The sequence below is a fragment of the Streptomyces sp. NPDC050674 genome (assembly GCF_040654575.1).
In the GTDB taxonomy this organism is placed as follows: Bacteria; Actinomycetota; Actinomycetes; order Streptomycetales; family Streptomycetaceae; genus Streptomyces.
This window is the reverse complement of record NZ_JBFAIG010000001.1, coordinates 759,622-779,528: the sequence shown is the minus strand read 5'-3', so window position 1 is coordinate 779,528 and position 19,907 is coordinate 759,622. Positions and strand designations below refer to the sequence as shown.

Here is a 19,907-nt window from a genome sequence, read left to right as displayed (position 1 = left end):
CACCACCTCGCCGGCGGTCTCCCCCCCGCCACTATCATCCAACTCGCTGGTGAGCGCGCCCCCGCGGCGGCCACCCCCACCTGGGGGCCGCGGCCCCCAGGTGGCGGTGCCCGCGGTCCCCGCGAACTCGCACGAGGGAGGCCGGCACCAAGCGGACCCGCCAGGACCCGGCGGGGCCGGGGCGCGGGCCACCGTCACTTCCAGCGCAGCAGCGCCCCGAGGCCCCCCACGGGAACCTCCCGCTCGGAAACGGACAGCGCGGGCGCGTCCGTTGCCACCGCCGACCGGATCAGCGCGTCGTCGGCCCGGGCCGGCCAGGCGTGCTGCTCGCCGAGGACCTTCAGGTCCGTACGGCGCACCGCGAGCTGATCGGGGTCCTCGCCGATCCACACCTCACGGTGCGCGTCGGGCCCGTCGACCCTGATCAGCAGCTCGTCGATACGGTGTTCCCGGGCCGCCTCGACCAGCGCGGGCACACCCTCGACGGCCCCGGCCCGGCCCTCGTCGTCCGGGGTGCGGGCGGCGCGGAAGCGTTCCAGTTCCGCCTCCGCCTGCCGCGCCACGTGCTCGGCCCGGGCCCGTTCCACGTCCGCGTCCAGCAGCCGGCTGGCGGTGCCGTGCGGCGCCTCGGCCACCAGGTCGTGCAGCCGCTTGGGCAGCCGCTCGCGCACGGACCGCCGTTCCCGGTCGTCACCGACGAGGATCAGCAGGTCGGCCCGGGTCTCCTCCTGGCACACGGCGAGCGCGTCGGCGATCTCCGCCGCGTTGTGTTCCCAGGTGTTCTCCACCCGCAGTTGGAAATGGCGCTCGGACCAGTCCGCCGAACTCGTCCGGTGCACCGGCCACCGCCGTCCGGCGACGCTCCCGGCGTCCTCGCGGCCCAGCGCGCTGCGCAGCTCGAAGTCCGCGCCCCTGCGGTCGACGTACGCCACCACGCACACCGGGTCCTCGCCGGCCAGCTCCAGCAGCGGCGCGACCCGCGGCAGCGCCCCCCATTCGGCCCAGTCGCCGCCCTGCGGGGGACGGACCAGCGGCGGGGCGAGGACGACCTCGCCGTCCCGCGCGAACAGGGCCCGGCCGTGCGGCTCCGAGGAGTGCCGCAGATCCTCGATCGCGCCCCGTACCGCCCGGCAGGTCGCCTCGTCCGCCCCCTGCGCCGACAGCTCCCCGGCCATCGCCTGGGCCGTCAGCCCCCGCTCGTGAGCAGTGCTCTCCGAGTGCCGTGAGGTGTCGACGTACACGGAGGCCCAAGGTCCGGGGTGTTCGTACAGTGGGTGCAGAAAGGCGAGATCCATGGTTCCTCCCGGATGCCGCTCGGGGTGGTGCTCAGCTGCTCCGCGGGCGGGTACCCGGCCCTCATGAACGAACACGACGAGCGGGGCGACACGATGACCGGAGTGGACCCTGACCGGCTGGACGACCAGCAGCTCATGAAGGAGCTGGAGACCATCCACCGCACGCGCCACGACACGCTGCTGTACGGCTCCAACGACGCGCTGCGCGTCCACAACGAGCGCATGGCACAGCTGGAGGGCGAGTACCTGCGCCGCAACCCGCGCCGCCCGGTGGCCGCGGGCCGCACACGGGAAGGGGCCCGGGAGCGGGGGAGCGGGGAGTCGGCGACTCCCACGACCCCCGGCACCTGAGCCCCTTCGAGGACCCGGCCGGTACGGGGCCGGCGCGGACGGCCCCGGGTGATCAGCCGGCCTGCTGCGCGAACACCTCGAGGAAGGTGTCGCAGAACGCCTTCAGATCGTCCGGCTTGCGGCTGGTGACCAGCTTGTTGGCCCCGTGGTCGCAGACCTTGACCTGCTGGTCGACCCAGGTTCCGCCGGCGTTGCGGATGTCCGTCCGCAGGCTCGGCCAGGAGGTGAGCTCCCGGCCGCGGACGACGTCCGCCTCGACCAGCGTCCACGGCGCGTGACAGATCGCCGCCACGGGCCGGCCGTGCTCGAAGAAGTCCCGGACGAACGCGACGGCCTTGTCGTCCATCCGCAGGAAGTCCGGGTTGGCGACGCCGCCCGGCAGCACCAGACCTGCGAAGGAGTCCGGCGAGGCGTCGCCCACGACCTCGTCCACGGGGAACGTGTCCGCCTTGTCGAGGTGGTTGAAGGCCTGGATCTCGCCCTGCTGCGTCGACACCAGCACGGGCTCGTGTCCCGCGTCCTTCGCGGCCTGCCACGGATCGGTCAGCTCGACCTGCTCGACGCCCTCCGGTGCCACCAGAAACGCGATGCGCATGATGCTCAACGTCCTTCCCGGAGCGGGCGGCACGCCAGTGCGCCGCGTCGCTCCTCGCTCGTTCTCGTGCTTGTCGTGGATCTCTCGGTCTTCGCGCGCCTGCTCAGGTGCCCCGCGCGTCCGGCTCGGCCCGGCTGATGTCGGCGAGCGCCGACGCGGGGTCCTCGGCCTCGGCCACGTCGCCGAGGCTCACGATCCCCACCGGCAGCCCGTTCTCCACCACCGGCAGCCGTCGCACCGCATGCTCGCGCATCAGCGTCACGGCGGTCGCCACCCGGTCGTCCGGCGTGACCGTCACCGGGTTCCGCGTGCACACGGTCTGCGCGCTGACCGTCATGGGGTCGGCCCCGTCGGCGACGGCCCGCACCGTGATGTCACGATCGGTGAGCACACCGATCACGTCCTGCCCTTCGGCCACCACCACATCGCCGATGTTCTGCGTGCGCATCAACTGCGCCGCCTCGACGAGCGAGGCGTCCGGGCGCACGGCGACCACGCCCGCTGTCATCACGTCCTTGACGTACTCGGCCATCACTGGGCCTTCCCTCCCGTCCGGGCCGGCGAGGGCAACACGGCGGACCGCGATGCCCTCGACGCGGTTCCTCTCAGGCGTATTCCTGCGGCCCGGTCTCACGGGCCCGGACCAGGGCCTGGGCCAGTTCCTGGACATTGCCGTAGCGCTCCTGCCGCGGCAGCCCCTCCAGGGCCTCGACCAAGACGTCGGGCGCCTGGTGGCCGCGCAGCTCGCGGGTCAGCTCGCGCGGACCCGCGGGGAACACCCTGCGGCCCAGCATCCGGGCCAGTTCCAGTCGCACCGACTCCAGGGACGTCGGCGCACGGCTCGGCGTCACCGGCCCGTGGGCGACCGCGGGGTCGTCCTCGGCGGCCGGCTCCGGGTCGTGCCACTCCTCACTGCGAGTGGGATGCCCGGACCTGAGCAGACCCTGGAGCTCGTGCTTCATCTCGTCGTCCCGGTGGACGCTCAGCCGGTCGCTGCCTCGCTGCATGTCTCCCTCCAGACGTTCGGGGGCCCGCACCGCGTACCCGAACACCCGGAGCCGACACCGGGTGCGCGGACCCGATCGCCGTCACCCACCGGTTTGCGCCATGTCCTGCGGGAGACCCGGATCGCACCCCCCACACCTCTTTGGGGAAGGACCCGTCATGGCGATGCTCGCTGTGCTCATCCCGCTGGTCATGCTCGGTGTGGTGCTGGTATTGGGCCGTTACGAGGAGCTGCTGCTGCCACAGGAGGACGCCGTCCGGCGCGAACCGGCCGGCGCGTCCCCCGCGGCGGCCGCCACCTCCTCTCCCGCCCCGGCAGGGACTCCCGCGCCCTCGCCCTGAGGCCCCGCTCGAGCCCCGACGCGGCCTCCGCGGGTTTGGGGGTGGGGGCGGGGGGCAGGCGCCCGACAGTGCTTCGGACAGGAGGCACGTCCGTGGGAGCGGCGTCGCGCGCCGCCACCGAGGCCCTGTCCCACAGCGGATGCGCTTTCACGGTGACCGTCCGGCCCGCCAGATGTTCAAGGGATTGCGACGCATCATGCCGACCCGAATCAGCGCGAAGCAGCACCCCCACGACGACGCCCCCGACACCGCGGAAGCCTTCCGCAGGCTCGCCGCGTCGCCCGCCGGACCGGAGCGCGACGCGCTCCGCGACGAGATCGTCGAGGCCTGGCTGCCCATGGCGGACCGCCTCGCCGGACGGTTCCGCAGCCGCGGCGAGAACGCCGAGGACCTGCGCCAGGTCGCCGCCCTCGGCCTGGTCAAGGCCGTCGACCGGTACGACCCGGAGCGCGGCAACGCCTTCGAGAGCTACGCCGTGCCGACCATCACCGGCGAGATCAAGCGGCACTTCCGGGACCACATGTGGACCCTGCACGTACCCCGCCGCGTCCAGGACCTGCGCAACCGCGTCCGGGTCGCCGGCCAGGACCTGTCCCAGACCATCTCCGGCCGCCGCCCCACCGTGGCCGAGATCGCCGAGCACGCCGAACTGAGCGAGGAGGACGTCCGGGCCGGCATGGAGGCGCTGGAGAGCTTCTCCGCGCTGTCCCTGGACGCGGAGCTGTCCGGCAGCGAGGACGGATACTCCCTGAGCGACGCGCTGGGCTCCTGCGACGCCGCGCTGGACACGGTCGTCGACCGCGAGTCGGTGAAGGCGGGGCTGGCGGCGCTGCCGGAGCGGGAGCGGACGATTCTCTACATGAGGTTCTTCGGCGACATGACGCAGAGCCGGATCGCCGAGGAGCTGGGAATCTCCCAGATGCACGTGTCCCGGCTGATCAGCCGCTGCTGCGGCCGGGTGCGGGAACAGGTCATGCGGGACGTGGCCTGAGACGCCCGGCCGCCGCGCCGTCACCCGGACGGCGGGCGCCGTCCCGCTAATGGGGCCCGGCCCCGCGCGGGCCCGGTGCGGGCGGGCTGTCATGGCAGAGGGGTATGACTACCGAAGGAGTCCCCTCGATGCGCCGCAGCCTGCACGCCCTGTCCGCCGCCGCCCTGGCCGGCTCAGCCCTGGTGGGCTTCGCGCCGGCCGTGTCCGCCGAACCGGCCGCCGAGGTCAGTCCCGCCGCGGTCCAGCCCGGCGGCACGCTCACCGTCTCGGTCAGCTGTGATCCGACCGGCGGGCCGGCGCCCGACACCATCGACGCCACCTCGCAGGCCTTCGACGAGGGCACGGTGGCACTGCGCCGCGTCACCGGCAACGACGACGAGGTCTCCGGCCCCGCCTACCGGGGCACGGCCCGTATCGCCTCCGCCGAGAACTTCGAGGGCGATCCGGACGCCGCGGGGGAGGACTCCGCGTGGACCGTCGACGGTGACTGCCCGGCCGCCCCCGGCGGCGAGGGCAAGCCGTGGAGCGCCACGTTCACCGTGACGCACGGCTCCGGGCCCCACACGCCGACGCACAAGCCCACGCACCACCCCACCCACGAGCCCTGCCCCGCACCCGGGCACCACCGCGAACCGCGCCCCACGGCATGCGAGGCGGCGGTGATCGAGCGCGGGGTGCGCGCCGGTGACGGCGGTGCCTTCACCGACTCCGTGCCGGCCATGGTCGCGGGCGGACTGCTCATCGCGGGCGCCTGCGGGGCCGCCGTGCACCGGCTGCGCAACCGGGAGCCCGACCCCCACCGCTGACCCGCCGGGCCCGTCCCACCGTCCGGAAAGGGCCCGTTTCCCCGGCCCGGGCCCGCTCATGCTGTGATCGTCGCAACCCGGCGGACGGCCATGGGGCGGCGCCACAGTGGGTACTCGGTGGCCCAGGGCAGCGGACGGCGCACGCGCCGAGGGTGACACAGACACGGCGGCACCAGGCACTGCGGAGGTACGGATGCGGCGGACTGCCCCGGAAGGTCACGGCCCCGTCCGGTTCGGGCCGCCGCTCCCCGAGGACGGACTGCCGGTCCTGCCCGAGCTGTCCGCGGTGCTCGCCGCCGCCGCGTCCCGGGGGGATCACGAGCCGGTCGGCGGCGGTCCGGCCCTGCGCGAGGCCGCCTGCGGCTACTGGGACCGGCGCGGACTGCACTGCCGGCCCGAGCGCGTGGCCGCGGCGCCCGGCTCCCCCGCGCTGCTGCTCGCCCTGACCGCCGCCCTCGGCGGCGACGTCCTCGTCCCCAGACCCTGCGCCGCCTGGTGGGCGCCCTACGCACGGCTGCTGGGCCGTCCCGCCTTCCAGGTGCCGACCCCGCCGGAGAGCGGCGGCGTCCCCGACCCGTACGCGCTGCTGGAGACCGTGCGCCGGGTCCGCGCCGAGGGCGGCGACCCGCGGCTGCTGGTGCTGTCCGTCGCCGACGACCCCACCGCGACCGTCGCCCCGCCCGAACTGCTGCACGAGACCGTCGAGGCCGCCCAGGGGGAGGGCCTGCACCTGGTCAGCGACGAGACCTGGCGCGACACCGTGCACGACCCGCACGACACCGTGCTGCTCAGCCCCGCCGAGATGGTGCCCGACCGGGTCACCGTCGTCACCGACCTGGCCGGCGCCCTGCTCCCGCCCGGCTGGCCGGCCGCCGTGGCCCGCTTCCCGGCCGGTGAGGAGGGCGACGGCCTGCACGCACGCGTGCTCGACGTGCTCACGGCCCTCGACGCCCGTGTCGCCGCGCCCGTCGCCACGGCGGCGGCGTACGCCCTCGGGGAACCGGAACCCGTGCGGGAGCGCGTGGCGGGCGCCGTGCGCCTGCATGCGCTCCTGGCCGCCGAGGCGCACTCCGCTGTCGTCGCCGCGGGCGCCCTCGCCCGGCCCCCGCGCTCCGGCCGCCACCTGTACGTCGACCTGGCCCCGCTGCGGCCCGCGCTCAGCGTGCACGGCATCGCGGACGCCCAGGAACTGGAGGACTTCCTCACCGCACGCCTCGGGATGCCCGCCCCGGGCGGGCACCGCTTCGGCGACGACCTCGAAGCGCCGCGCGTGCGGCTCTCCACCGGTTCGCTGGTGGCCGGTTCCGACACGGAACGCGTGGAATGCCTCACCTCACCCACGCCGTTGGAACTGCCGCACGTGCACCGCGCGTTGATCCGACTGAAGTCGGCCCTCGACGATCTCCGCGACGACGCTCAGCGATGGGAGCCTCCTCGATGACGCAGCAGTCCGAGTCGACCACCGGCACGACCACCCAGGAGCCCGCCGGGCCCGCGTCCCCGTCGCCCCTCGCGCCCCCCTCCCCGCCCCTGGCCGAACCCCGGCCGTTGGCGGAGCGGCGGGTGTGGCCGCGCAGCTTCCACGACCGGCTGACCGCGCCGCTCCCGGGCCTGAAGGCCATGGCCCGCTTCGCCCGGGAAGGCGCGGTGAGACCGGACCCGGAGGGCCTCGCCGACATCCCCCGGCTGCCCTACGCCCCGGCCCCGCTGCCCCGCGTCGACGCCCGCACCATCGCCGTCACCTGGGCCGGGCACGCCAGTTGGGTGCTGCGCATCGGCGGGCTGACCGTCCTCACCGACCCGGTGTGGTCCCGCCGCATCCTCGGCACCCCGGCCCGGATCACCCCGGTGGGCGTCCCCTGGGAGGACCTGCCGCGCGTCGACGCCGTCGTCATCAGCCACAACCACTACGACCACCTGGACGCCCCCACGCTGCGCCGACTCCCGCGCGACACACCGGTGTTCGTGCCGGCCGGGCTCGCCCGCTGGTTCCACCGCCGCCGGTTCACGCGCGTGACGGAGCTCGACTGGTGGGAGGCCGCCGAACTGGACGGCGTCCGCTTCGACTTCGTCCCGTCCCACCACTGGTCCAAGCGCAGCCTCACCGACACCTGCCGCACCCTGTGGGGCGGCTGGGTCCTCACCGACCGGGACGGCCGGCGCGTGTACTTCGCGGGCGACACGGGCTACGGCCACTGGTTCTCCCGCATCGGCCACCGCTACCCCGGCATCGACCTGGCCCTGCTGCCCATCGGCGCCTACGACCCCCGCTGGTGGCTGCGCGACGTGCACTGCGACCCGGAGGAGGCGGTGCGCGCGGCGCAGGACCTGGGCGCGGCCAGGATGGCCCCCATGCACTGGGCCACGTTCGTCCTGTCGGCCGAGCCGGTCATGGAGCCCCTCACGCGCGTACGCGCGGCCTGGGAAAAGGCGGGCCTGTCCCGGGAGAACCTGTGGGACATGCCGGTGGGCGCGTCAAAGGTGCTGTAGGTGAGATCAGGGGCGCGGGGAACTGCGAAGAACCACGACGCACCCGCACCCCGGGATCAACCATGACCCCCATGGCGCCCACGCACCCGCCGCACCACCGTCGGCACCACGCTGATCAGCACGGTCAGCGCGATCGCCGCCACCACTCCCTGCCACGGCTCGGCGAACAGCGACCCCCCGAGGATCCCGATGAGCTGATACGTCACGGCCCAGGCCAGACACGCCGGGAGGTTCCCCCGGGAGAACCTCCGCATCGGCCACTCCGCCAGCAGACAGGCCAGCATCACCGGGATGCGCCCCGCCGGCACCAGCCGCGACAGCACCAGCACCGCCACCCCGTGCGCGGCGAGCTTCTCCTGAGCCTGCTCCAGCCGGTCCTCCGGCGCCCGTGACCGCAGCGCCTCCAGCCACCGCGACCCGTTCTTCGACTTCAGCCCGCGCCGCCCCAGCCAGTACAGCGCCGCGTCGCCCAGGAACGCCGCCAGCGACGCCGTCACGAACACCAGCGCCAGCGAGAACGGCGTCGTCCGGTGCACGGCGACCACCGCCGCCGAACTCACCAGCGCCCCCGTCGGAATCACCGGGACCAGCGCCCCGGCCAGCACCAGCACAAAGAGCGTCGGATAGCCGATCGCCTGCTGCGTGCTCTCCGGGAGCAGGGCCGCCGGTGTCACGGCCGACGCCGCGAACAGGGGCGTGAACGCCAGGGGCGCGGACCAGTTCACCGCGCGGCCTCCCAGCGCACGCTCTCGCCGTGCCCGAGCCGGTGCACCGCCACGTCCGGCGCGTGCAGGGCCGCCAGCCGGACGAACTCGTCCCCCGGCGCGTGGAACTCGTGGGGGCGCACGGCGTCCATGCCGATCGGCCAGTACGTGCCGTAGTGCACCGGCACCGCACTGCGCGGGGCCAGCCGTTCCAGCGCCTGCGCCGCCCGGCCCGCGTCCAGGTGCCCCTCGCCCAGGTACGGCCCCCAGCCGCCCACCGGCAGCAGCGCCACGTCGACCGGCCCGACCTCCTTGGCCATGTCGTCGAACAGCCCGGTGTCCCCGGCGAAGTACGTCCGGGCCTCGCCGGCTATGACGTAGCCGAGGGCGGGGGAGCGCTGCGGCCCGAACGGCAGCCGCCGCCCGTCGTGCAGCGCGGGCACGGCCCGTACGACGAGGTCGCCGACCGGGATCTCGTCGCCCGGGGCCACCTCGCTCACCCGCAGGTGCGTGAGCCTGCGCAGTGCGGGCACCGCCCGGCGCGCGCCCCGGGGCACGAGCAGACGCGTGCCCTCGGCGAGCCGCATCAGCGACGGCACGTGCAGATGGTCGGCGTGCAGATGCGAGACCAGGGCCACGTCCGCGCGCGGGGCGCCCGGCGGCGGCAGGGCCCCGCGCCGGCGGCGCAGGTGCGCGAGCCGGCGCGCGAACAGGGGATCCGTGAGCACGCGCACGTTCGAGTCCTCGACGGTGCAAGTGGCGTGACCCCACCAGGTGATCTCCACCGGCACTTCTTTGCCTCCTTCGCGCGACTCCCCCGAAGCCTACGTGCAGGAGTAGGGTCGGCGGCGAAACCGGAGGTGAGGGGGACGCCATGGTGCCGGTGCGGGTCACGGCGATCGCGAGTCTGACGCCGCTGGAGGAACTGGACGACGATCCGTTCCTGGTCGACTCCCGCAGTCAGCACGCGATGTGCGCCCGCTGGGCGGCCGAACGCGGCTACGTGGTCAGCCGGGAGTTACTGGTGCGCGGGCTGCGGTCCGACCACGGCGCGCTGTGGGACGGCGTGCGGCCCGGCCTCGACCTGTTCGTCGCGCCCAGCCGGAGGGTGCTGGAGAGCGCGCTCGCCTCCGTCGAGGAGTTCACCGCCGAGTGTGCGCGGCGGGGTGTACGCGTCGAGACCGTGGGGCATGCGGAACCGGCGTACGACGCCGCCATGAAGGCGTGCGTGCACCGGCGGCTGTCGATGCCGACGGCCGGTTACGACGGGCGCTGACGTCCCTCGCCGGGCTGCGGCCCGGGGACGAAAGGACCCGGCCGGGCGTTGAGACACTGACGGGGAGGGTCCGCTGCGGCTGCGGGCCGGGACGTGAGGTGACGGGGTGCGGGGCGTGCGGTGGCGGCGGATCGCCAGTCGGGTCGGGCGGAGCGTCGCCGTATGGGCGGTCTCCACCCTCACCCTGCTCGTGCTCGCGGGGATCCTCCCGGACTTCCGGCTCCGTTCGGAGGACGGCGACAGCGCCACCGACATCGCCGTCACGGCGGCCTTGGGCGCCGGGGCGTTCGGACTGCTGTCGGCCGTGGTGTGGCCGCTGCTCGTCCGGCTGCTGCTCCTCGTACCGGCGCTCGTGCTGGGGCTGCTGGTGTTCTTCCTCAACGGCGCCCTGCTCTTGCTCGCGCTGCGCCTCAACCCGGCCGAACAGGGCGCCGCGGCGCCGGAGACCGCCGTCGTGGTCGCCGCCGTGATGTCCGCCGTGGCCTCCGCGACCGGAGCCGCCCTGGCCGTACGGGACGACGACGCCTACCGCCGCAGGCTGTACCGCCTCTCCGACCGCCGCAGGCGCCGCTTCGGACCGCCCTGCCCCGCCACCCCGGGCACGGTCTTCGTGCAGCTCGACGGCGTCGGCCACGACACCCTGCTCGACGCCGTGGGCAAGGGCCTGATGCCCACCGTCGCCCGCTGGCTCGACATAGGCGACGGCGGACGCCCCAGCCACCGGCTCACCCCCTGGCGCACCGACTGGTCCAGTCAGACCGGTGCCAGCCAGCTGGGCATCCTGCACGGCAGCAACCACGATGTCCCCGCCTTCCGCTGGTACGAGAAGGACACCCGTGAGGTGGTCGTCTGCAACCGCCCGACCAGCGCGGCAGAACTCCAGCGCCGCGCCGTCGAGTACGCGGGGCACGGCGGGCTGCTCACCGTCGACGGCGCCAGCCGAGGCAACCTGTTCAGCGGGGGCGCCGAACAGCAGGCCCTCGTGCTGTCCATCGCCGCCCGCCGCCGCAGCCGGGAGAACCGCTCCCGCGCCGGCTACTTCGCCTACTTCTCCGACCCGGCCAACGCCGTGCGCACCGCGCTCTCCTTCGTCGCCGAAGTGGGCCGGGAGATCGGCCAGTCCACCCGGGCGCGCCTGCGCAGACAACGCCCCCGCGTCTCGCGCGGCGGCCTCTACCCCCTCGTGCGGGCCTTCGCGACCGTCGTCGAACGGGACGTCGTCGTCGCCGCGGTGACGGGTGACATGCTCGTCGGCCGCACGGCCGTCTTCGCCGACCTCGTGGCCTACGACGAGGTCGCCCACCACTCCGGCCCGGCGAGCCGCGACGCGCAGAAGGTCCTCGAAAGCCTCGACCGCTCCCTCGCCCTGATCGAGAACGTCGCCGAGCACGCCCCGCGCCCCTACCGGATCGTGGTGCTGTCCGACCACGGCCAGAGCCCGGGTGAGACGTTCCGCTCCCGCTACGGCCTCACGCTCGGCGACCTGGTGCGGGCCGGCTGCGGCCTGCCCGTACCGCGCAAGGCGGAGCGCACCCGCAGCGGGGCGGAGGCCCGCGCCGCCGTCCGCGCCGCCCTGCGCATCCCCGTCGCGGAGACCGGTGACCAGCACCGCCCCGAGCACCGCGAGGAGCCGATCGTGCTGGCCTCCGGCAACCTCGGCCTGGTCTCCTTCCCGGACGTGCCGCACCGGATGAGCAAGGAGGAGATCGACGCCCGCCACCCCGCGCTGCTGCCGACCCTCGCCAACCACCCCGGCATCGGCTTCCTGCTGGTCCGCAGCGACGAGCACGGCGGCGTCGTCCTCGGCGCGTACGGCGCCGAGATCCCGCTGGCCGACCTCGACGACAACCCGGGCCCGCTCGCCCCGTTCGGCCCGGGCGCCGCCGACGCGGTCCGCCGCACGCACGCGTTCCCGCACACCGCCGACATCATGGTCAACTCCTTCCACGACCCGGCCGACGGTGAAGTCCTCGCCTTCGAGGAGCAGATCGGCTCCCACGGCGGCCTCGGCGGCGCCCAGGGCAGGCCCTTCCTGCTGTCGCCGCTCGGTCTTTCCGCACCCGTCGCCGTGGGCGAGGAACTCGTGGGCGCCGAACAGGTGCACCGGGTGCTGCGGCGCTGGCTGCGCGAGACGAACGGACCGCAGGTGCCGCTGGAGGCCGCCGAGGAGGAGCACGCCGCCTGACATCCGGCGGCGTCCACCGGGCCGCCACCGGACCCGCGCACAGCAGAGGACAGGTCGCGCGCGTGAGTTGAGCCGTAATGTGATCGGATGGGGGACACAGGGCCCGGAAACGGGCCCGCAGGCGAGTCCGCATGCGAAAGGAAGAACCCGTGGCTACCACGCGCTCCGCACACACGGTCTGGGAAGGCAACCTCCTCGAGGGCAACGGCGTCGTCACCTTCGACTCCTCCGGCGCCATCGGCGAGCAGCCGGTCACGTGGGCCTCGCGCGCCCAGGAGGCGAACGGCAAGACCAGCCCCGAGGAGCTGATCGCGGCCGCCCACTCCAGCTGCTTCTCGATGGCCTTCTCCAACATCCTCAACAAGGCCGGGACGCCGCCCACCAAGCTCATCACCTCGGCCGACGTCACCTTCCAGCCGGGCGAGGGCATCACCGGCATCCACCTCACCGTCGAGGGCACCGTCCCCGGCATCGACGAGGCGGCCTTCCAGGCCGCCGCCGACGAGGCCAAGGTCGGCTGCCCGGTCAGCCAGGCCCTCAAGGCCACGCCCATCACGCTGACCGCCAAGCTCGCCTGACCTGCTCCCGCACGCACCGCGCGGGTCCGCCCCACGAAGGCGGCCCGCGCGTCGTCGTCGGTTCACCACCCCCGGCCCGGGTATCGACCAGGCGCCTCGAACCGCCGGTCCGGAAGGAACGACGGGCCGGCGCCCGCTCCGGCTCGCTGCTCGCCGCGCCCGACGACGCCTTCGCCCCCGTGCCGCCTCCCCGCTCGCCCCCAGGGAGCCGACGATCATGACACCCCGCCCCGCCGTCTCCGCCCACCGGGGCGGTTCCGAGCACGCCGGCCCCGCCACCTGGGAGGCGTACCAGGACGCGATCCACTCCGGCGCGGAGTATGTCGAATTCGACATCCGCCGCACGGGTGACGGAGTCCTCGTCGTCCACCACGACGCCCGGGTCGGCCCCGCCGGGCCGCCGCTGTCCGCGCTGACGCACGCCGAGCTGAGCGAGCGGGCCGGATACGACGTGCCCGTCGTGGACGAGGTCATGGCGCTGATCGCCGGGAAGCTCGTGGCCCACCTGGACCTCAAGGAGACCGGCTACGAGCGGGAGGTGATCGACCGGGCGGTCGCCCTGCTCGGCACCGACGGGCTCGTCGTGACGACCCTGGAGGACCGTTCCGTCGCCGCCGTCACCCGGGACCACCCCGGTGTGCGCACCGCCCTCTCCCTCGGGCGCGACCGCGGGGAGCTGGCCCTGGCCCGGCTGCCCGGCACCCGCCTGAGCGAGCTGTTCCCCGTCCGCCGCATCCGGGCCTGCGGGGCACACGGCGTCGCGGTGCACCACCGGCTGGCCAGGGCCGGTGTGCTGCGCCAGGCGACCCGGCACGGCCTGTTCACCATGGTGTGGACCGTCAACGACGACCCCCTCCTGCACACCTTCCTCGCCCACCCGCACCTCGACGTCCTCGTCACCGACCGCCCCCGGCACGCCGTGGCCCTGCGCGGACCGACCACCCCCTCGCGGCATTGACAACAGCGCACTCAAGTTTTGTGCTGGAGAGTATGAGGAGCGCCCTGGCGAAAGGGGACAGCGATGGGACGTGCGGTCGGGATCGACCTCGGAACCACGAACTCGGTGGTCGCCGTGCTGGAGGGCGGTGAGCCCACCGTCATCGCCAACGCGGAGGGGGCCAGGACCACGCCCTCGGTGGTGGCGTTCGCCAAGAACGGTGAGGTGCTGGTCGGGGAGGTCGCCAAGCGGCAGGCCGTGACGAACGTGGAGCGCACCGCCCGCTCGGTCAAGCGCTACATGGGCGACGCGCACTGGCGCTTTCCCGCCGAGGGCGATGTGGACGGCACCCGTTACCGGGCGCAGGAGCTGTCCGCGCGGGTGCTCCAGAAGCTGAAGCGGGACGCGGAGTCCTACCTCGGCGAGGACGTCACCGACGCCGTGATCACCGTGCCCGCCTACTTCGACGACTCCCAGCGGCAGGCGACCAAGGAGGCCGGTGAGGTCGCGGGCCTGAAGGTGTTGCGGATCATCAACGAGCCGACGGCCGCGGCCCTCGCTTACGGCCTGGACAAGGAGAACGACCAGACGGTGCTCGTCTTCGACCTCGGCGGCGGCACCTTCGACGTGTCGCTGCTGGAGATGGGCGAGGGTGTCATCGAGGTGAAGGCCACCAACGGTGACACGCACCTGGGCGGCGACGACTGGGACCAGCGGGTCGTCGACCACCTGATCAAGCGGTTCAAGGGCCAGAACGGCATCGACCTCGGAACCGACAAGATGGCGGTGCAGCGGCTGCGCGAGGGCGCCGAGCGGGCCAAGATCGAGCTGTCCAGCTCGACCGAGACGACGATCAACCTGCCCTACATCACGGCCTCCGCCGAGGGACCCCTGCATCTCGACGAGAAGCTGACCCGGGCCCAGTTCCAGGAGCTCACCGCCGATCTGCTGGACCGCTGCAAGGCCCCGTTCCACCAGGCCGTCAAGGACGCCGGTGTGAAGCTCTCGGCGATCGACCACGTGATCCTCGTCGGCGGCTCGACCCGGATGCCCGCGGTGACCGACCTGGTCAAGGAGCTGACCGGGAAGGACCCGCACAAGGGCGTCAACCCCGACGAGGTCGTGGCGGTGGGCGCCGCGCTCCAGGCGGGCGTCATCCGCGGCGACGTCAAGGACGTGCTGCTCCTGGACGTCACCCCGCTGTCCCTGGGCATCGAGACCAAGGGCGGCATCATGACCAAGCTCATCGAGCGCAACACCACCATCCCGACGCGGCGTTCGGAGATCTTCACGACGGCGGCGGACAACCAGCCCTCGGTCGGCATCCAGGTCTACCAGGGCGAACGGGAGATCGCCGCGTACAACAAGAAGCTCGGCGTCTTCGACCTGACCGGCCTGCCGCCGGCGCCGCGCGGTGTGCCGCAGATCGAGGTGGCCTTCGACATCGACGCCAACGGCATCATGCACGTCTCCGCGAAGGACCTGGCGACCGGCCGGGAGCAGAAGATGACCGTGACCGGCGGCTCGGCCCTGCCCAAGGACGACATCGACCGCATGATGCGCGAGGCCGAGCAGTACGCCGAGGAGGACCGGCGGCGCCGCGAGGCCGCCGAGACCCGCAACCAGGCGGAGCAACTCGTCTACCAGACCGAGAACTTCCTCCGCGAGAACGGCGACCGGATCCCGGCGGACACGAAGTCCGAGGTCGAGTCGGCCGTCACCGAGGTGAAGGAGCAACTGGAACGCCAGGCGGACACCGCCGCCCTGCGCGCCGGCGTCGAGAAACTCGCCTCGGTCAGCCAGAAGATGGGCCAGGCGATGTACGCCCAGACCCAGCAGACGCCCACCGAGGAACCCTCGGCCACCCCGCGGGACGAGGAGGGCGTGGTCGACGCGGAGATCGTGGACGACGACAAGGACCAGGGAGGCCGGCACGACGACAAGCGCGGGACCGCCCCGGACTGAACCGCTGACGGCGGGGGCTAGGCCGTGTCCGCAAAGTCCCTCCTGCCCCGCGACGCCTGGCACGCTCCCCCAAGCTCTTCGAGCAGGGGGTACCCCCACTCGCCGCACCGGGCACAGCCCCAAGTACGTCCAGTACGAGGGACTGCACCCGGCACGCCGAGAGCACGCACCAGACGCCGCAGGGCCCGCCCTCCGGGCGGACGGAGGGACTTTGCGGACACGACCTAGCGTCCCGTGGCCGCCGGCGGCAGCGTCGCGCACACCGCGTCCAGCACCGTCGCGTACGGCGTGCCGAAGTCGGTGAGTCCCATCCGGAGCCGGTCCAGGCCGTCGCGGTGCTCCGCCAGCAGCTCGGTGTCGCCGGTGCGGGCCGCGCACTCCAGGACCGCCGGGAGGAAGTCCGGCGGTTCCTCGCCGGTGGTCTCCAGGCCGTGCGCGCGGTACATCTCCTCGGAGGGGGCCGGGGCCGCCTCGCGCCAGGCGCTCAGGTACAGGCTGTGGTCCTGCCCCGACTCGAACACCTCGACGTAGTGCGCGGCCAGTTCCATCGGCGGGGTGACGGCCGCGTGGTCGGCGAACTCCCGCAGCTGCGGCGCGGCTTCACGCAGCAGCGGCAGCCGGGCGCGGAAGCCGTCGTCGGGGTACATCAGGCACAGCGCCGCCGCCTGGTACAGCACCTCGAATCCGGGCATCGGACCTCCTTCGCGTGCGCTTGCTCGCCGGCCCCGTCATCCCGACGCTAGGGGCGGGCCGGGGAGCACACCTGCCGACGGCGCCCGTACGGGTCAGAACCCGTGCCATGACGTCGGGGCGGGCGAGGAGGTCAGTAGCGCTCGCGGTACTCCCGCAGCAGCTCCTGCGTGCGCTGCGCGGAGCCCGCCCCGGCCGTCATGTGGTCCAGCACCTCCAGATGCGCGGAGACCTCCTTGCGGGAGTCCAGGTACAGCGCGCCGGTCAGGTACTCGGTGAAGACCATGTCGGGCAGCTCCGGCTCGGCGAAGCGGAACAGCGAGAACGGTGCGTACGTCCCCGGGTGGGGGCCGTCGGCGAACTCGGCCACCTGAAGGGTGACCCGGTCGCGGCAGGAGAACTCCAGCAGCTTGTCCAGCTGGTCGCGCATCACCCGGCCGTCGACGCTCACCGGGCGCCGCAGCACCGTCTCGTCCATGATGACCCACAGGTGCGGCGGGTCCGGGCGGTCCAGGAGCCGCTGGCGCTCCATGCGCAGCGACACATGCCGCTCGATGGCCTCCGGCCCGGCGTTCGCGATGGTGCCGGCCTCCAGCACGGCGCGCGCGTACCCCTCGGTCTGCAGCAGCCCCGGCACGAAGTGCGGCTCGTAGGACCGGATGATCCGGGCGGCGCCCTCCAGGCTCACGTACAGGCTGAACCACTCCGGCAGCACGTCGTGGAACCGCTGCCACCAGCCCGGCCGGTTGGCCTCCTCGGCGAGGTCGACGAACGCGGCCACCTCGTCCTCGGCCACCCCGTAGGCGGTCAGCAGGATCTGCACGTAGGGGATCTTCAGCGCGACGTCGGCGGTCTCCATGCGCCGGACGGTCGCGGGGGCGACCCGCAGCACCCGGGCGGCCTCGTCACGGCTGAGACCCGCGGCCTCGCGCAGCTCTTGCAGCCGCTTGCCCAGGACCACCTGGCCCACCGTGGGTGCGGCCCGTCGTTCACTCACGCCACGCCTCCCCAACGTGCCCAAGCCTGTGATCAGTCTGTCACGTCCGGCGGGCACCGTGACAGGGCTCGCGCCGAGAAGATCGCCGGAAGCGGAGGGAGGGGCCCCGGGCATTACCCCGCGGGTAATCGACCCGAAGCCGCCCGGAAGGGATCGTGAGGGCACCGGGTTCCGGGCCGGCGCACTCCGGCCCGGGACCCGGCCCCAGCCGCCGCACCACGACCCGACGGAGAGTGATCCCCATGTCCGCGTTCCAGCTCGCCGCACTCGCCCGGACCTCCGAGCCGCAGTCGATGCTCCGTCGCTTCCTCGCCCTGGACGCCGCGGTGACCGGCGTCAACGCGCTCGCCTACCTGGCGCTGACCGGCCCGCTCGGACGGTTCCTCGGCGTCGACGCCGCCCTGCTGCGCGCCCTGGGCGCGTTCCTCGCCCTCTACACCGTGGGAGTGATCCTGCTGGCCGCCCGCAGGCACCCCCCGGCGCTCGGGGTGCGGGCCGTCGTGGAGGCCAACCTCGCCTGGGCGGCGGTCAGCCTCGCGGCCCTGGCGCTGTGGCTCACGCCGAGCACCGCGGGCACCGTGTGGACGGCGCTCCAGGCCCTGGTGGTGGCCGCGTTCGCCGTCCTCCAGCACACGGCGCTGAAGGGCCGTCAGAGCGCGGAGGACTGAAGGTACTTGGCCGTCGCCGGGTCGGCCGGAAGCAGGGTCTCGATGGCCAGCTCGGCGACCGTCACGTCCATGGGCGTGTTGAACGTGGCGATCGAGGAGATGAACGACAGGGTCCGCCCCTCGTGCTCGATCCGCAGCGGCAGCGCGAAGTACGGCACCGGCTCCGAGGGCTCGTCCACCGGATCGGCCTCGGGCACGGGATAGGCCGCCACCTCCTCGTACAGCGCCCGCAGCGGCTCCGAGCGGTGCAGCGCGATCTGCCGCTCCATCTGCTCCAGCAGATGGCCCCGCCAGGCGCGCAGATTGCGGATGCGGGGAGCCAGGCCTTCGGGGTGCAGAGCGAGCCGCATCGCGTTCAGCGGCGGCTCCAGCAGGGCCTCGCCGACACCGTCGACCAGTGCCATGACCCCCCGATTGGCGGCCACGACGTCGTACAGCGCGTCGACCACCAGCGCCGGGTACGGCTCGTAGCCGCCGATCAGCCGCTCGATGCCCTCTCGCAGCGCGCCCAGCGCCGGGTCGTCCAGCGGTGTCTCCGGGTAGCGCGGGGCGTAACCGGCCGCCAGCAGCAGGGCGTTGCGCTCCCGCACGGGGACCTCCAGGTGCTCGGCCAGCCGCAGCACCATCTCCTCGCTGGGCCGGGAGCGGCCGGTCTCGACGAAGCTGATGTGCCGGGCCGAGGAGTCCGCGCGCAGGGCCAGTTCCAGCTGGCTGACCCGCCGCTGCTCCCGCCAGGCCCGCAGCAGCGGACCCACGCCCTTCTCGGCGGTGGACGCGTGAGTGGTCATGTCAGGACCGTAGTCGAGAACCGGTCGTGCCGGACAGGCACACCCGTTCCGGCCAGGGTCTCGGCGGTGATCCTGTGGCAGGCTGAGTGAACATCCCGGCCATCCCGCCCCCGGACACCCCCGGGACCCCGGAGCAGGACAAGGAGCGCAGCCCATGCCCGTGCAACCGCTGTCGCAGAAGGAGATCGAGGACCGGCTGGCCGAGCTGCCGGGCTGGTCCCTCGACCAGGACCGTCTCATCCGCTCCTACCGGCTGGGCTCGCACGTCGCGGCGGCGGCGATGGTCGTGCACATCGCCGGGGTCCAGGAGGAACTCGACCACCACTCCGACCTGACGCTGGGGTACGACACCGTCTCCCTGGCCGTCCACACGCACAGCGCGGGCGGCGCCGTCACCGAGAAGGACTTCGAGCTCGCCCGCAGGGTGGAAGACCTCGCCCCCGCCCACGGGGCACACTGACGGGGTGCTCGACTACGACAAGGAAGCGGAGCGGTACGACGCCTCGCGCGGCGGCGAGCCCCGGGCCGCGGCCGCCGCGGAGGCGGTGCTGAGCCTGCTGCCTCCCTCTGCGCGTGACCTTCTCGACGTGGCGTGCGGAACCGGCATCGTGACCCGCCGGCTGGCGGCCGCCCGCGCCGCCATGCGGGTGACCGGTGTCGACCTCGCCCCCGCGATGGCCCGGCAGGCCTCCACCCGGCTGCCCGGCGCCGTCGTACGCGCCGACAGCCGCCGACTGCCCTTTGGCGACGGGCAGTTCGACGCGGTGTGCAGTGTGTGGCTGCTGCACCTGGCCGCCGGGCCCGCCGAGGTGCGGACCATCGTCGGCGAGTGCGCCCGGGTGCTGCGACCCGGTGGCCTCTACGTCACGACGGTCGACAAGGCCGCCGCCCACAACGTGGGCAGTGACATCGATGTCGTGCTCGCCTCCCGGCCGCCCAGCCCCGTCCGGGACGCGGCGGCGGACGTCGAGTCCTGCGCCGCCGCCCACGGTCTCGTCCCGGCCGGGCAGACCCGCTTCACCGGTCACGGCCAGGGCCGCAGCCCCCGCCGCACCATCGCCGACCTGCGCCGCGGCTGGTTCGTCACCCTGCCGCCGGGCGATCCGCTCGCCGACGACTTCGCCACCCGGCTCGCCCGCCTCCCCGACCAGGACCGGCCCCGCCCCGACCCGGTGTTCAGCCTGCGGGCGTTCCGGAAGACGGGGTGAACTCCACGGCCCGGCTTTCGTTGGGCAGCGGCATCG

At 73.7% G+C, this 19,907-nt stretch carries 23 protein-coding genes; 14 read left to right on the top strand and 9 right to left on the bottom strand.

Features of this window, described 5'->3' with window-relative positions; translation table 11 throughout:
• Window positions 1-194 precede the first annotated feature (194 nt).
• Window positions 195-1,295: a Vms1/Ankzf1 family peptidyl-tRNA hydrolase gene (locus AB0I06_RS03305; RefSeq protein WP_363117002.1), complete on the bottom strand. Its 1,101-nt coding sequence runs from the start codon at window positions 1,293-1,295 to the stop codon at window positions 195-197.
• Between the two features lie 63 nt (window positions 1,296-1,358).
• Between AB0I06_RS03305 and AB0I06_RS03300 the strand changes: the two genes are divergently transcribed.
• Window positions 1,359-1,646 (top strand): DUF6158 family protein, encoded by a 288-nt coding sequence (locus AB0I06_RS03300; RefSeq protein WP_363117001.1) that lies wholly within the window; start codon window positions 1,359-1,361, stop codon window positions 1,644-1,646.
• A 52-nt stretch (window positions 1,647-1,698) separates the two neighbouring features.
• Here the strand turns inward: AB0I06_RS03300 and AB0I06_RS03295 are convergent, their stop codons facing one another.
• The 3 genes from AB0I06_RS03295 to AB0I06_RS03285 all read right to left on the bottom strand — a co-directional run bounded on the left by AB0I06_RS03295 (window position 1,699) and on the right by AB0I06_RS03285 (window position 3,248).
• Window positions 1,699-2,241 carry a type 1 glutamine amidotransferase domain-containing protein gene (locus AB0I06_RS03295; RefSeq protein ID WP_363117000.1) on the bottom strand — a complete coding sequence of 181 codons (543 nt, stop codon included), beginning with the start codon at window positions 2,239-2,241 and terminating at the stop codon, window positions 1,699-1,701.
• Between the two features lie 103 nt (window positions 2,242-2,344).
• On the bottom strand, window positions 2,345-2,773 hold the full coding sequence (locus AB0I06_RS03290) for a CBS domain-containing protein (RefSeq protein ID WP_363116999.1): 429 nt from the start codon (window positions 2,771-2,773) through the stop codon (window positions 2,345-2,347).
• 73 nt (window positions 2,774-2,846) lie between these two features.
• The gene (locus tag AB0I06_RS03285; protein WP_363116998.1) at window positions 2,847-3,248 is read right to left on the bottom strand and encodes a DUF2795 domain-containing protein; all 402 of its coding nucleotides are present in this window, start codon (window positions 3,246-3,248) and stop codon (window positions 2,847-2,849) included.
• A 157-nt stretch (window positions 3,249-3,405) separates the two neighbouring features.
• Between AB0I06_RS03285 and AB0I06_RS03280 the strand changes: the two genes are divergently transcribed.
• From AB0I06_RS03280 to AB0I06_RS03260, 5 genes are all read left to right on the top strand, one after another.
• On the top strand, window positions 3,406-3,588 hold the full coding sequence (locus tag AB0I06_RS03280; RefSeq protein WP_363116997.1) for a hypothetical protein: 183 nt from the start codon (window positions 3,406-3,408) through the stop codon (window positions 3,586-3,588).
• Window positions 3,589-3,784: 196 nt separating this feature from the next.
• On the top strand, window positions 3,785-4,579 hold the full coding sequence (locus AB0I06_RS03275) for an RNA polymerase sigma factor SigF (protein ID WP_363116996.1): 795 nt from the start codon (window positions 3,785-3,787) through the stop codon (window positions 4,577-4,579).
• A gap of 128 nt (window positions 4,580-4,707) precedes the next feature.
• Entirely contained in the window at window positions 4,708-5,385 is a 678-nt protein-coding gene (locus tag AB0I06_RS03270; protein ID WP_363116995.1) for a hypothetical protein, read from the top strand.
• 193 nt (window positions 5,386-5,578) lie between these two features.
• Entirely contained in the window at window positions 5,579-6,826 is a 1,248-nt protein-coding gene (locus tag AB0I06_RS03265; RefSeq protein ID WP_363116994.1) for an aminotransferase class I/II-fold pyridoxal phosphate-dependent enzyme, read from the top strand.
• On the top strand, window positions 6,823-7,875 hold the full coding sequence (locus AB0I06_RS03260; RefSeq protein WP_363116993.1) for an MBL fold metallo-hydrolase: 1,053 nt from the start codon (window positions 6,823-6,825) through the stop codon (window positions 7,873-7,875). Before AB0I06_RS03265 ends, AB0I06_RS03260 begins: the two co-directional genes overlap by 4 nt.
• Before the next feature lie 56 nt (window positions 7,876-7,931).
• Here the strand turns inward: AB0I06_RS03260 and AB0I06_RS03255 are convergent, their stop codons facing one another.
• Window positions 7,932-8,567 carry a VTT domain-containing protein gene (locus AB0I06_RS03255; RefSeq protein ID WP_363117033.1) on the bottom strand — a complete coding sequence of 212 codons (636 nt, stop codon included), beginning with the start codon at window positions 8,565-8,567 and terminating at the stop codon, window positions 7,932-7,934.
• Window positions 8,568-8,596: 29 nt separating this feature from the next.
• Complete coding sequence (locus AB0I06_RS03250; protein WP_363116992.1) at window positions 8,597-9,370, bottom strand: MBL fold metallo-hydrolase; 774 nt, start codon at window positions 9,368-9,370, stop codon at window positions 8,597-8,599.
• A gap of 83 nt (window positions 9,371-9,453) precedes the next feature.
• Here AB0I06_RS03250 and AB0I06_RS03245 point away from each other — a divergent pair, with 83 nt between their 5' ends.
• The 5 genes from AB0I06_RS03245 (at window position 9,454) to dnaK (ending at window position 15,520) form a co-directional block, all read left to right on the top strand.
• Complete coding sequence (locus tag AB0I06_RS03245) at window positions 9,454-9,855, top strand: hypothetical protein (protein ID WP_362245289.1); 402 nt, start codon at window positions 9,454-9,456, stop codon at window positions 9,853-9,855.
• A gap of 106 nt (window positions 9,856-9,961) precedes the next feature.
• Entirely contained in the window at window positions 9,962-12,040 is a 2,079-nt protein-coding gene (locus tag AB0I06_RS03240) for a phage holin family protein (RefSeq protein WP_363116991.1), read from the top strand.
• Between the two features lie 149 nt (window positions 12,041-12,189).
• Window positions 12,190-12,618 carry an OsmC family peroxiredoxin gene (locus AB0I06_RS03235; RefSeq protein ID WP_363116990.1) on the top strand — a complete coding sequence of 143 codons (429 nt, stop codon included), beginning with the start codon at window positions 12,190-12,192 and terminating at the stop codon, window positions 12,616-12,618.
• Between the two features lie 217 nt (window positions 12,619-12,835).
• A complete protein-coding gene (locus AB0I06_RS03230; RefSeq protein WP_363116989.1) occupies window positions 12,836-13,576 on the top strand; it encodes a glycerophosphodiester phosphodiesterase family protein in 741 nt (246 codons plus the stop codon).
• Window positions 13,577-13,639: 63 nt separating this feature from the next.
• Window positions 13,640-15,520 (top strand): molecular chaperone DnaK, encoded by a 1,881-nt coding sequence (gene dnaK, locus AB0I06_RS03225; protein ID WP_363116988.1) that lies wholly within the window; start codon window positions 13,640-13,642, stop codon window positions 15,518-15,520.
• Between the two features lie 224 nt (window positions 15,521-15,744).
• Here the strand turns inward: dnaK and AB0I06_RS03220 are convergent, their stop codons facing one another.
• A complete protein-coding gene (locus tag AB0I06_RS03220) occupies window positions 15,745-16,212 on the bottom strand; it encodes a molecular chaperone TorD family protein (protein ID WP_363116987.1) in 468 nt (155 codons plus the stop codon).
• Between the two features lie 131 nt (window positions 16,213-16,343).
• Entirely contained in the window at window positions 16,344-17,207 is an 864-nt protein-coding gene (locus AB0I06_RS03215; protein WP_363116986.1) for a helix-turn-helix transcriptional regulator, read from the bottom strand.
• 242 nt (window positions 17,208-17,449) lie between these two features.
• Between AB0I06_RS03215 and AB0I06_RS03210 the strand changes: the two genes are divergently transcribed.
• Window positions 17,450-17,875 carry a hypothetical protein gene (locus AB0I06_RS03210; RefSeq protein ID WP_363116985.1) on the top strand — a complete coding sequence of 142 codons (426 nt, stop codon included), beginning with the start codon at window positions 17,450-17,452 and terminating at the stop codon, window positions 17,873-17,875.
• Here the strand turns inward: AB0I06_RS03210 and AB0I06_RS03205 are convergent.
• Window positions 17,857-18,663 (bottom strand): helix-turn-helix transcriptional regulator, encoded by an 807-nt coding sequence (locus tag AB0I06_RS03205; protein ID WP_363116984.1) that lies wholly within the window; start codon window positions 18,661-18,663, stop codon window positions 17,857-17,859. The two genes, AB0I06_RS03210 and AB0I06_RS03205, sit on opposite strands and share 19 nt — an antisense overlap.
• 154 nt (window positions 18,664-18,817) lie before the next feature.
• Between AB0I06_RS03205 and AB0I06_RS03200 the strand changes: the two genes are divergently transcribed.
• On the top strand, window positions 18,818-19,123 hold the full coding sequence (locus tag AB0I06_RS03200; RefSeq protein WP_363116983.1) for a 4a-hydroxytetrahydrobiopterin dehydratase: 306 nt from the start codon (window positions 18,818-18,820) through the stop codon (window positions 19,121-19,123).
• Between the two features lie 4 nt (window positions 19,124-19,127).
• Complete coding sequence (locus tag AB0I06_RS03195) at window positions 19,128-19,871, top strand: class I SAM-dependent methyltransferase (protein ID WP_363116982.1); 744 nt, start codon at window positions 19,128-19,130, stop codon at window positions 19,869-19,871.
• Window positions 19,872-19,907: the final 36 nt, after the last annotated feature.

Excerpts from the sequence above, each read along its gene's own strand:
- AB0I06_RS03305 (WP_363117002.1), bottom strand. The coding sequence starts at position 1,295 with ATGGATCTCGCCTTTCTGCACCCACTGTACGAACACCCCGGACCTTGG.
- AB0I06_RS03300 (WP_363117001.1), top strand. The coding sequence starts at position 1,359 with ATGAACGAACACGACGAGCGGGGCGACACGATGACCGGAGTGGACCCT.
- AB0I06_RS03295 (WP_363117000.1), bottom strand. The coding sequence starts at position 2,241 with ATGCGCATCGCGTTTCTGGTGGCACCGGAGGGCGTCGAGCAGGTCGAG.
- AB0I06_RS03290 (WP_363116999.1), bottom strand. The coding sequence starts at position 2,773 with ATGGCCGAGTACGTCAAGGACGTGATGACAGCGGGCGTGGTCGCCGTG.
- AB0I06_RS03285 (WP_363116998.1), bottom strand. The coding sequence starts at position 3,248 with ATGCAGCGAGGCAGCGACCGGCTGAGCGTCCACCGGGACGACGAGATG.
- AB0I06_RS03280 (WP_363116997.1), top strand. The coding sequence starts at position 3,406 with ATGGCGATGCTCGCTGTGCTCATCCCGCTGGTCATGCTCGGTGTGGTG.
- AB0I06_RS03275 (WP_363116996.1), top strand. The coding sequence starts at position 3,785 with ATGCCGACCCGAATCAGCGCGAAGCAGCACCCCCACGACGACGCCCCC.
- AB0I06_RS03270 (WP_363116995.1), top strand. The coding sequence starts at position 4,708 with ATGCGCCGCAGCCTGCACGCCCTGTCCGCCGCCGCCCTGGCCGGCTCA.
- AB0I06_RS03265 (WP_363116994.1), top strand. The coding sequence starts at position 5,579 with ATGCGGCGGACTGCCCCGGAAGGTCACGGCCCCGTCCGGTTCGGGCCG.
- AB0I06_RS03260 (WP_363116993.1), top strand. The coding sequence starts at position 6,823 with ATGACGCAGCAGTCCGAGTCGACCACCGGCACGACCACCCAGGAGCCC.
- AB0I06_RS03245 (WP_362245289.1), top strand. The coding sequence starts at position 9,454 with ATGGTGCCGGTGCGGGTCACGGCGATCGCGAGTCTGACGCCGCTGGAG.
- AB0I06_RS03230 (WP_363116989.1), top strand. The coding sequence starts at position 12,836 with ATGACACCCCGCCCCGCCGTCTCCGCCCACCGGGGCGGTTCCGAGCAC.
- dnaK (WP_363116988.1), top strand. The coding sequence starts at position 13,640 with ATGGGACGTGCGGTCGGGATCGACCTCGGAACCACGAACTCGGTGGTC.
- AB0I06_RS03220 (WP_363116987.1), bottom strand. The coding sequence starts at position 16,212 with ATGCCCGGATTCGAGGTGCTGTACCAGGCGGCGGCGCTGTGCCTGATG.
- AB0I06_RS03210 (WP_363116985.1), top strand. The coding sequence starts at position 17,450 with ATGTCCGCGTTCCAGCTCGCCGCACTCGCCCGGACCTCCGAGCCGCAG.
- AB0I06_RS03205 (WP_363116984.1), bottom strand. The coding sequence starts at position 18,663 with ATGACCACTCACGCGTCCACCGCCGAGAAGGGCGTGGGTCCGCTGCTG.
- AB0I06_RS03200 (WP_363116983.1), top strand. The coding sequence starts at position 18,818 with ATGCCCGTGCAACCGCTGTCGCAGAAGGAGATCGAGGACCGGCTGGCC.